The 10,203-nt window shown below is 41.1% G+C and carries 9 protein-coding genes; 2 read left to right on the top strand and 7 right to left on the bottom strand.

Annotation, left to right across the window (positions count from 1 at the left end; translation table 11 throughout):
- Positions 1-118: 118 nt before the first annotated feature.
- The 3 genes from C200_RS10215 to purM all read right to left on the bottom strand — a co-directional run bounded on the left by C200_RS10215 (position 119) and on the right by purM (position 2,734).
- On the bottom strand, positions 119-961 hold the full coding sequence (locus tag C200_RS10215; protein ID WP_016210876.1) for a 2OG-Fe(II) oxygenase family protein: 843 nt from the start codon (positions 959-961) through the stop codon (positions 119-121).
- A 67-nt stretch (positions 962-1,028) separates the two neighbouring features.
- The gene (purN, locus tag C200_RS10210; protein WP_016210873.1) at positions 1,029-1,679 is read right to left on the bottom strand and encodes a phosphoribosylglycinamide formyltransferase; all 651 of its coding nucleotides are present in this window, start codon (positions 1,677-1,679) and stop codon (positions 1,029-1,031) included.
- A gap of 14 nt (positions 1,680-1,693) precedes the next feature.
- Positions 1,694-2,734, bottom strand: coding sequence for a phosphoribosylformylglycinamidine cyclo-ligase (gene purM, locus C200_RS10205; protein WP_016210874.1), 1,041 nt, complete (start codon positions 2,732-2,734; stop codon positions 1,694-1,696).
- Between the two features lie 137 nt (positions 2,735-2,871).
- On the opposite strand from purM, the gene C200_RS10200 reads away from it, so the two are divergent.
- Together C200_RS10200 and C200_RS10195 are read left to right on the top strand one after the other, a co-directional pair.
- Positions 2,872-3,942 (top strand): DUF2066 domain-containing protein, encoded by a 1,071-nt coding sequence (locus tag C200_RS10200; protein WP_036794016.1) that lies wholly within the window; start codon positions 2,872-2,874, stop codon positions 3,940-3,942.
- A gap of 26 nt (positions 3,943-3,968) precedes the next feature.
- Positions 3,969-5,078 carry an AI-2E family transporter gene (locus tag C200_RS10195; RefSeq protein WP_016210872.1) on the top strand — a complete coding sequence of 370 codons (1,110 nt, stop codon included), beginning with the start codon at positions 3,969-3,971 and terminating at the stop codon, positions 5,076-5,078.
- 16 nt (positions 5,079-5,094) lie between these two features.
- On the opposite strand, the gene C200_RS10190 is transcribed toward C200_RS10195, so the two are convergent.
- The 4 genes from C200_RS10190 to C200_RS14260 all read right to left on the bottom strand — a co-directional run bounded on the left by C200_RS10190 (position 5,095) and on the right by C200_RS14260 (position 10,012).
- Positions 5,095-5,412: a DMT family transporter gene (locus C200_RS10190; protein WP_016210871.1), complete on the bottom strand. Its 318-nt coding sequence runs from the start codon at positions 5,410-5,412 to the stop codon at positions 5,095-5,097.
- Positions 5,409-5,768 (bottom strand): DMT family transporter, encoded by a 360-nt coding sequence (locus C200_RS10185; RefSeq protein ID WP_016210879.1) that lies wholly within the window; start codon positions 5,766-5,768, stop codon positions 5,409-5,411. The genes C200_RS10190 and C200_RS10185 overlap by 4 nt, the downstream gene beginning before the upstream one ends.
- Before the next feature lie 102 nt (positions 5,769-5,870).
- Positions 5,871-8,600, bottom strand: coding sequence for a protein kinase family protein (locus C200_RS10180; protein ID WP_016210878.1), 2,730 nt, complete (start codon positions 8,598-8,600; stop codon positions 5,871-5,873).
- 500 nt (positions 8,601-9,100) lie between these two features.
- Positions 9,101-10,012 carry a S66 peptidase family protein gene (locus C200_RS14260; protein WP_257129660.1) on the bottom strand — a complete coding sequence of 304 codons (912 nt, stop codon included), beginning with the start codon at positions 10,010-10,012 and terminating at the stop codon, positions 9,101-9,103.
- Between the last annotated feature and the right edge of the window lie 191 nt (positions 10,013-10,203).

The following is a 10,203-nucleotide window of genomic DNA, read 5'->3' as shown; positions in this document are numbered from 1 at the left end:
CACTCCATGGCTCGCAGCGTCAGCATTTAGGCACCAAAAACACCCTAAAGCTCTTACCAAAGCCCTTCAGTAATTAAACCCCTTATGAACTTAAATAAGTCACAAGGGTAAAAATTAACTATTTAACGCCTAACTCTTTTAGACGCTCATCCAAATAGCTTTTTGCCGTATGGCGCTCTGATAACACAACGTCTGAGCGAGGGTGTAAAAACAACGGTGCTGTTAAGCGTGAATTGGCCGAACCTGCGCCCGTTGGATTAATCACTCGATGTAACGTCGATGGATAATACCCAGCAGTTGCTTCTTCTAGCATATCCCCAGCATTAATAACAATCGTCTCCGGCTCACAAGGCACATCAATCCAGTCTGACCCCAACGGTTTTACCTGTAAGCCTGGCTCATTGGATGAGGGTAATACCGTTAATAGGTTAATATCTCCATGGGCTGCAGCACGAATAGCGCCGGGCTCTTCGTCACCGGTCATCGGCGGATAGTGTAAAATACGCTGCAGAATATTATCACTAGCTGTAATCATGCTAGCAAAGGATTCAGATAATTTTTCACGAATTTCAGCCGGAGTTTCCGCTTCCAACCAATTTAATAACATGACTGCAAGCTCTGTTGATTTTTCACATAACTCATGCGCTTGGTTCGATAAACCGGCTGGATAGCGGCCCCAAGAATAAATATGATAATACTCTTTAATATCTTTTTCAGTATGACCTTTGGCCGTTTCAGAGACCTCTGGCGGAAAATAGCCATCTTGCTTATCACGGTCAAATAAATACTGATACTTCGCTTCAGTCTTAAAAAATGCCAACCACTCATTATAAACAGAACGGACTAGCTCAAATGGAATTCCATGATTCTTTACCACTGCAAATCCAGTTTCACGCAAAGACAAGGCAAAATCTTGCGCTGCGGTTTCTAATTGACAATCAACAATGCGCACTTGCGCCATCTTAACTTACCTCTCTACTCACTTAAACCACAATTATTTAACTCTCACCGTTATTGCTTAATTTTACTTAAATACGCAGAGGCTGAGCCAGCTCTTTACCATGCAAGCGCAGTGTACTACCGTTAAACCATTGCAATTGATCTTGTATAAACCAACTGACCACCTGTGGATATAACACATGTTCAAGGTCTTGAACTCGCTGAGCTAAACTTGCCTCATCATCCTCAGGGTTAATTTGACAATAGCTTTGGGCAATCACCGGACCACCATCGAGATCAGCACTAACAAAGTGTACCGATGCGCCATGCTCAGTATCACCCGCTTCTAGCGCGCGTTTATGTGTATGCAGACCTTTATGTTTAGGCAATAACGACGGGTGAATATTAAGCAGACGCCCCTGAAAGTGTGCAACAAAAAAAGCACTTAAAATACGCATAAAACCAGCAAGCACAATTAATTTAGGCTGGTAATATTCAATGAGTTCTAATAGTGCAGTATCATAAGCTTCACGTTCTCGAAAACCTTGATGGCTTAAAACCCGAGTTTCAATCCCCACCTGCTCGGCACGTTGTAAGCCCAACGCATCGGCGTTATTACTAATTACTGCAACAATATGACCGACCTTTTCGGGGTTTTGATGAATCGTATCAATCAACGCCTGTAAATTCGACCCTGACCCTGAAATCAATACGACAATGCGATCATTTTGATTGCTCATAAAAACGACACGCTTTACTCTGAAAAAATGACCGGTTGATCTTGACCATCAATCATCTCACCCACTACCCACGCATTCTCACCAGAGGCTGTTAGTTGTGCTAAACAATCATCCACATCTTCACGCGCCACACAGATCACCATACCCACACCACAATTAAACGTCCGATACATCTCGTCAGTTTCTACACCACCTTGCTGCTGTAGCCATTGGAAAATTTCCGGCCATTGCCACGATGCGGTATTAATTTTAGCGCTTACCCCTGCTGGTAAAACACGCGGTAAATTCTCAGGTAAACCACCGCCTGTAATATGTGCACAAGCATGTATTTTATCTTGATTAAATAGCGGCAATAACGATTTTATATAAATTCGCGTCGGTGCAAGTAATAATTCAGCCAACGTTTTCCCCGATTCAGAAAGGACAGTCTCAAAACCCTGACCTGCAACGGCTAAAATTTTACGCACTAAGGAATAGCCATTCGAGTGTACACCCGATGAACCTAAGGCTATCAAAACATCACCGGCTGTCACTCGGCTAGCATCAACAATGCGCTCTTTTTCCACCACACCGACACAAAAACCAGCCAGATCATAATCCCCAGCACTGTACATCCCAGGCATTTCAGCGGTCTCACCACCAACTAAAGCTGCTCCCGCTTGCAAGCAACCCTCGCCGATGCCTTTGATAACACTGGCAGCAACATCCACATCAAGTTCACCCGTTGCATAATAATCCAGGAAAAATAGCGGTTCAGCGCCAATGACAATCAGATCATTCACACACATCGCAACTAAATCAATACCCACCGTATCATGAATTCCAAGCTCTAAAGCAAGCTTTAACTTAGTCCCTACGCCATCGGTTCCTGAAACTAAAACAGGGGCTTTATAACGATCAGTCGGCAGCTCAAACAAAGCACCAAACCCACCCAAACTGCCCATAACCCCTGGACGGTGTGTCGCTTTGGCAACATGCTTAATACGCTCAACCAAACGATTGCCAGCATCAATATTGACTCCAGCATCACGGTAACTTAAAGACGGCTTTTGCACGATCGATACTCCTGGCATTCCAACACAACATGGGCATTGTAGCAGTCTGAAGCTGCTCTGCAAGAGTAACAAGACAATTACTATCGACTTACTATACACTTAAGACAAGTGTTTCTCTCAAAATGCAAGGCAAATCAATGCGTCGGTTTTTATATCGTCTCCTATTTATCGCTCTCCTACTGATATCCCAGATAACGCTGCCAGTCAGCTTTGCTATTTTCTTACCCAACTTATTTCAAGCTGATATTCCCATAGAGCACAACACTCAAAGCGAACGTGACCTCGCCTTAGGCACCGCTTTATTCGGTATTATCACTAAAATTACACCAAGCCCCTTAAACTCAGAACAAAAAAAACAATTACAGCAGTCCCCTTGGCGTTTTGTTAGCTCTTATACAGTCAAAAAAGCCACACCACTAAACACAAACACTCCCACTCACGCTATAGAACCACTGATATTTCACGTGCAAATTAACCAGCAACAACTTAAAGCCTGGTTAAAAGAACAAAATATTGCCTTTTGGAGTAACTATCGGCCTCTGACTTTAGTCTGGCTCAGCATAGATAACGACATGCAAAAACTCATTGTTGGCGATACTGACCAACTAATCACGCAGATTCTCAATAAAACAGCGAAACAATATGGCATTCCACTACAGTTTCCTAAAGCCGATGTACGAGACCTTGAGCAGGTCAGTGCGAATGATATTTGGAACTTCAATACAACTGCCCTTAAAAAAGCCTCAAAGCGCTACCGTCCTGACATCATATTAGCAGGGCGAATTTTTCCAACCACCACCGGCTGGGAAGCAAGTTGGCACCTGATCACCAACCATCACCATCAAGCGCTGACATGGCGCAGTGCCAGTGAACACTTAAGTGGCGTTCTAAAAACCGCCACAGCAAAACTTGCCCAAACCCTCGCCAAGCTCTATCAAAATTCACAAGAAGAACACCAGCTGACCCTGCAAGTGCACGGCATTGATCATTTACAGCAATACCGGAATTTGACCACCTATTTAAGCCAACAGCACATGATCAGCCAAGTACAAACACGATCTATTGCCGCAGATCGCGTCACTCTCAGTATTATCAGCAATGTTAACCCACAACAACTATTAAAAACGCTTGCGTTAAGCCGCAAACTAATCACAATAGAAGATCAAGCATCACCTGCCTCCTGGCTTAACTTCCGTTGGCAAGGTTAACTTTAACAATAAAACAGGAGATCGATGTGCATATTAAACGTTGGTTACTTCCCGCATCCATCGCCGGATTTTTTTTGCTTGTTTATCTACTCAGCCCAATTTTAGGCTCTTTTTTTGCAGCAATCTTACTCGCTTATTTAGGCAGCCCTTGGGTCTTGCGCCTGGAAAGTTACCATATTCCACGAACACTCAGCGTGCTGGTTATTTTATTTCTCATCGGTGCCGTCCTGTTTAGTCTGCCTTTAATTATTATTCCCATGGTTGAAATGCAGGTCGTTCTTTTAATCAATCAATTACCTAAAATTAATCATTACCTGCAAAGCCATATTTTCCCTTTACTTAGTCATTACCTCCACCTAGACGTCAAAACATTCAACTTAAATCTGCCCGACTTAACGCAAAAATTCAGCGTGTTACTAACTCAAAATCCAGATTTATTAAAGATTTCCTGGAATACTATATTTAGTTCAGGGATTAAAATAATTGGATGGGGGATTCAACTTGTTCTGGTGCCTGTTGTCGCATTTTACTTTTTGCGCGACTGGAATACGATTCTTGCCAAAGGCCGCAACCTATTACCTCGCCGTCTAGAACCAACGCTGTATAAACTCATTACAACTTGCGATGAAGTCCTGGCTGCTTTTTTACGTGGTCAACTGTTCGTTATGCTGTGTTTGGGTATTTTTTATGCCCTAGGCTTATCTATTGTCGGCCTTAAAACAGCCGTATTAATTGGTATGCTCGTTGGCATTATCAGCATTGTCCCCTACTTGGGCAGCATTGCTGGCATTATCATTGCTGTTTTAAGTGCAATTGCTCAATTTCAGGATATTTCCCATATTATCTATGTCTTGATCGTTTTTATCTTAGGCCATGCTTTAGAAGGCTGGGTACTGACGCCACTGCTGGTAGGTGATCGCATTGGTCTACATCCTGTGGCCGTTATTTTTGCCGTGCTTGCTGGTGGGCAATTGTTTGGCTTTGCAGGTGTGCTACTTGCATTACCAGCCGCAGCGGTAATTATGGTAATTATCCGCTACTTTTATCAAGATTATATCAGCAGCCATTTTTACCAACAAGAAAGCCAATATTCATCAGCATCTGCTACTGATGGCCCAGGTTCTTTAGAAAAATAAAAGATAAAGTAAATAATCAACTGGTCAGCTTTAACCCTATCACTCCGGATATAATCAGGGCAATACAGACTAAACGCGGCCAGTCTTTCGATTCGTTAAAGTAAACCATGCCAACTAAGGCAATGCCTACCGCACCAATACCGGTCCATACGGCATAGGCAGTCCCCACAGGAATCACCCCAAACACATGAGACAGCACATATAAGCTTAACCCCATCTGTATCACCATCAACAACGTTGGCAAACGCTTTTTAAAGCCATCGCTTAACTTTAAACAAATAATGCCACTAATCTCAAGCAAACCACCTAAAAATAAAAATCCCCAAGCACTCATACAACGTCCTCCGGCTTTTTCTGCTCCTCACTCTCACTAACAGTTAAAAATAACTTCAAACCAACTACACCGCTGATAATCGCGACAAGGCTTAACACCCTGAAAAAAGCCGTCGATTCATCAAAAAGCACCATACCCAGCAAAGCCGTACCCGCAGCACCCACGCCAGTCCAAATCGCATAAGCTGTACCAATGGGAATACTCTTTACTGCCACCGCCAAGCAATAAAAACTAATAATCAAACCAATAATAACAATAATCACTGGAGTCATACTTTGAAAGCCATGCGCAAATTTTAAGGCCAGCGCCCACACAATCTCCGCAACACTCGCGATGATTAAATAAATCCAAGCCACAGCAACACCTTAAACTTCAAATATATCCAACTAAACCACCCTCATACTACTATAGTTAACTTACTAACAAAACGGGTTAATATTAATATTCATATACTTCTATTATGGATAAGCGTGTGCTTCAGTTACCGCGTGACTGACAACCTCTTTCGCTAACGTTTCATCTTCACTGGCTTGATCAAAAAACAACGGTAAGACAACTCCAGCAACACAGCCCACACCAAAACCAACCGTCGCACCCATTACATTGCTAGCCGCAGTAGTTGAACCAAGATATCCTCCAGCAATACTACCAAAAATTGCCCCCGGACCAGACCATGAGCTTGCAAATACGCCAATAGCCGTACCTGCTATCGCCGCTGTCGCCACGGAGATAAAACCAATCATTAGTTTTGCCCACCCCGGTTTATTTCTAAACCAATGGTCCTTCTTAGCGCAATTTTCATACTCTTTTAGTAATCTCCTTTTATCAACCTCTGATAAGTGATCAGAATTCATATGATGCACCAGCTCTTTTAAGTTAAATATTTGCTCCTGTGCGTAACAATCCACTTCAGTCAATGCACTTCTTACCAGATTATCTTTAAGTAGATTGGCGGCTTTTTGAAATTGCTCACCTGATTCACTATCCGTTTTTATCCTGCATACTTCCTCACATAAAGAAAAAATATTAAACGCTAAATTCGATGCCTCCAATATTTTTTGAACAGGTCCCGGCTCATCCAACCCCAGAGTCTCTAAAAATCGATATACTTGATCAAATTGTTGAGGATGATCAAGTATTTGCTGAACATAAGCAAGCTGATTAAGCCCCAGAAATTTCAACCGCTGATAGTTTTGATCAAAAAGTTCAGGGCAATCAAGCATACATTGAACATCTCTTGGTAAGTCCAGCCCAAGCGCTTCCAAATACTGATAATTTTTATCAAACCACTCAGGGTGGTCAATCACTCGCTGTACATAATCTTTTTGATTCAACCCAAGCTGATTGAGAGTTAAAAAAACCTTATCATAATCTTCAAATACCTCCATTAAATCCAAGTCAGGAAAATCTAGTAGTAATTGTAAATATACCTTCTGATTTAAGCCAAGCTGCTCTAAACTCTGACAATTTTGATTAAAACAATCAGGGTAATTAAGCAGTTGCTGAACATACTGCGCTTGATCGAGCCCAAGAGCTTGCAGGCGACGATAATTGCGATCGAATAATTCAAGATGATCAAGCACCCGTTCAATATCTTCTCGCAAGTTCAGCTGAAACCGATTAAGCCTTAAAAAAATATTTTTATGCTCTTCCAATCGAGCAACTAAATCAAAATGATGATGGTCAAGTGCTAATTGCATATATACTGCTTGATCCAAACCAAGAGCCACTAGACGCCTATAATTTCCGAAAAACGTCAATGGATCCTCAAATACACGCTGCACATACCTTGGTTGATTAAGCCCGAATCGATTCAGCGTTAGAAAAAGGTCCCGATGTGTTTCAAACTGTCTAACCTGGCTTGGAGTATCAAGCACTAATTGAATATAGGCAACTTGATTAAGCCCCAAAACGACCAATTCCCGATAGCCTTTAGCAAACTGCATCGGGTCAGCAAGTACCTGTTGAACATAATGCGACTGCCCAAGGCCAAATTGGTTGAGTAATAAAAAAAGTTCTTTATAGCTTACTAACTGATCAAGCAATCTCGGGGTATCGAGTACTAATTGAACATAAATGGCCTGATTCAGCCCAGAATCCTGTAACCGCTGATAACTTTGCTCAAACCAGCTAAGATAATCAAGTACTCGTTGAATATACCTTGCTTGATTCAGCCCAAGAGACTCCAAACGTTGATAACTTTGATCAAAGTGCTGAGGATGAGCTAGTGCCTTACCTACATTATCAATCGTACAAAGCCCAAATTTAATCAGGATAAGTTTGACACAGATATCAATCGGTGAGGTTTTACGAATCTTCGCGTCTCTCGTATCAAGTAACTCCCAAAGTTGCCGATTGTGTATGGGCATTTTAAAAATAGCTGGTCGATCATCAACATATCTCAAATCAGGAAAGGCACCCTTAAGCCAGCGAGCTAAGCGAGTTTTTGGCAACAAGCCTATAGTCCGCAACAAAGCAAAGGTATCTTTTTCCGCCTTACTGGATTGATGATAATCACTACTCACATAGCAAGGGGAGCCTGGAGACTTTTTTAACGGCGTAGCCAACTTTTGAGAAAGGCCATAATCAATTAAATGAGCATTGAAGTCCTGATCTATACAAATGTTACCAGGTTGGACATCCAAGTGAGCATACTGAATGCCTGTACGTGAATCCCCCCCCCCATGTAAATGATCAAGCTTACGCGCTATCTTGATGCTTAAATCATACTTTTGTTCTTCCGACAGGGTATTTTCAGTTAAAAACTTATCAAGGGGAGTTCCTAAAAATTGATAAACTTGGTAATGCTTACTACCCTGGCTAAAAGGGCGTAATGCCTTTCCCACATCAAAAGCAATATTACCTTCAGGAATAGAGGACACCTTAATCGCCCACATGCGGCCATCTTTACTTTCACCAAAAGTAACCTCCCCATAAGTCCCCTTCCCTAATATTTTGCCATTTGACTTTACAAAAATATGAGGACCATTCCCCTTTAAATAACAGTGCGTAATAACAACAGGTTTACCCGTTTCATCATCAATAAATTGCGCTCTTCTAATATGGCGTGGGTGTATCTCTGTCCCTGGTGGCTTTCCCTCTAAATATTTTTTAGCAATACGCCATTCAATGGCTTTTTGTTCATCTTTAGTTCTTCCACTCTCACCTCTCCATTTCACCCCTGGCATAAACTTCCTAACCTTTTAAAATATAAGACGAGTAAATCAACTAAACTGGGTACTTTTAAAACAACAAGATAGCCTGCCTGAGCACAATATCCACTTCCCAGCTTAACTCATACAATATGAATCTTCCCACTAACAATTCTGGTAAAACAATACTCCCTAAGCATTTACATAAAAAGAGAGTCCGATAAATAAAGTCCTTATTAAGCAATCATTCATTGGTTAGTAATTTCACATAAAAAACTAAACACTGTATATAGATAATTTTCAAATTTTTATTAGGCCACTTTGACATTTTCTTATAAAACGCACAGCATTACTTTATTTTATTTAACAACCACTTTATTAAAGTCAGGCCAATATTTTGAAGTTTAAATTGATTTATTGGCTGATTTATTTTAGTTCCGCAGTAAGAAGTAAATTAAACTGCTGTAGTTTATCCAATAAATTAAACCATGGTTATCATTTAAATATCACAGTTATTGAATAAAAACAGCTCTGGGCTAAATAACAGCAGGCTCGAGCATCTTAATCGTACCATTATTCGCATTCATTATCACCGGCAAACCTTCTGGTAAAGTGAAGTTTTCTGGTATATGGCCAATCATCGACCCCATAAATGTAGGAATATTTCTAGATGCAACATAATGCTCAACAATTTCTCTTAATGTCTTAGCTCCATCGCTTCCTGTAGCCATTTCACAACGAGTGCATTTACCAAAAATAAAACCTTTAATCTCCTTAAAAACTCCGGCTAATTCTAATTGTGATAATAAGCGATCAATACGATAATTTTTCTCATCAACGTCCTCAACAAACAAAATTTTTCCTTGCCAGCTGGGTTCATATTCAGTACCTAACAAAGCAACTAGTACAGACAAGTTACCACCGATCAAAGGCCCTGAAGCGACTCCTTCATGAATAACTTCAATACGATCTTTTGTTAAAATCAAATCGACTGTAGGGTCTGGCTTAGGACGAGGATTTTCAAATACAACCTTGCTTCCATCAAACAATACTTTTTTCATGTACTCGACAGTAAACTCCGGCCACCGTTGTATGCCCATTGTGCCATGAAAGGTCTCAAGTCCAGTTTTTTTATTAATTGCCAATAAGAGTGATGTAATATCACTAAACCCGATCAGAATCTTTGGATGTTTTTTAATATTATTATAATCTATAAGCGGCAAAATTCGACTACTGCCCCAACCACCACGGACTTCAAAAATACCTTTAACCTTCGGGTTTGAAAATGCTTGGTTTAAATCATCAACACGCTGAACATCTGTTCCAGCAAAGTAGCCATCTCGAGAATACACATGGTTTCCTAAAATAACATTTAACCCTAGCGCTTCTAGCCTTTCTTTCGCAAATTCAATAGATTGATTTGTCGGTGCCCTTGACGCAGACGAAATCAGTGCAACGGTATCACCATGCTCAAGGTGTGATGGCTTTATTAACTCACCTTACGCACTGACATGATAAACAATGTATAATGAAATCTGATAGATACAGGGATTTCATCAGGAATGAATAAAGAGCTACTGGATATTTATAGCGACTATTTAATTAGCCAGAACCATTATGCAACGGCAACAGGACTTTC

This window comes from Piscirickettsia salmonis LF-89 = ATCC VR-1361, from assembly GCF_000297215.2.
In the GTDB taxonomy this organism is placed as follows: Bacteria; Pseudomonadota; Gammaproteobacteria; order Piscirickettsiales; family Piscirickettsiaceae; genus Piscirickettsia; species Piscirickettsia salmonis.
The sequence above is the reverse complement of the archived record's forward strand: the minus strand, read 5'-3'. Positions and strand labels throughout refer to the sequence as shown.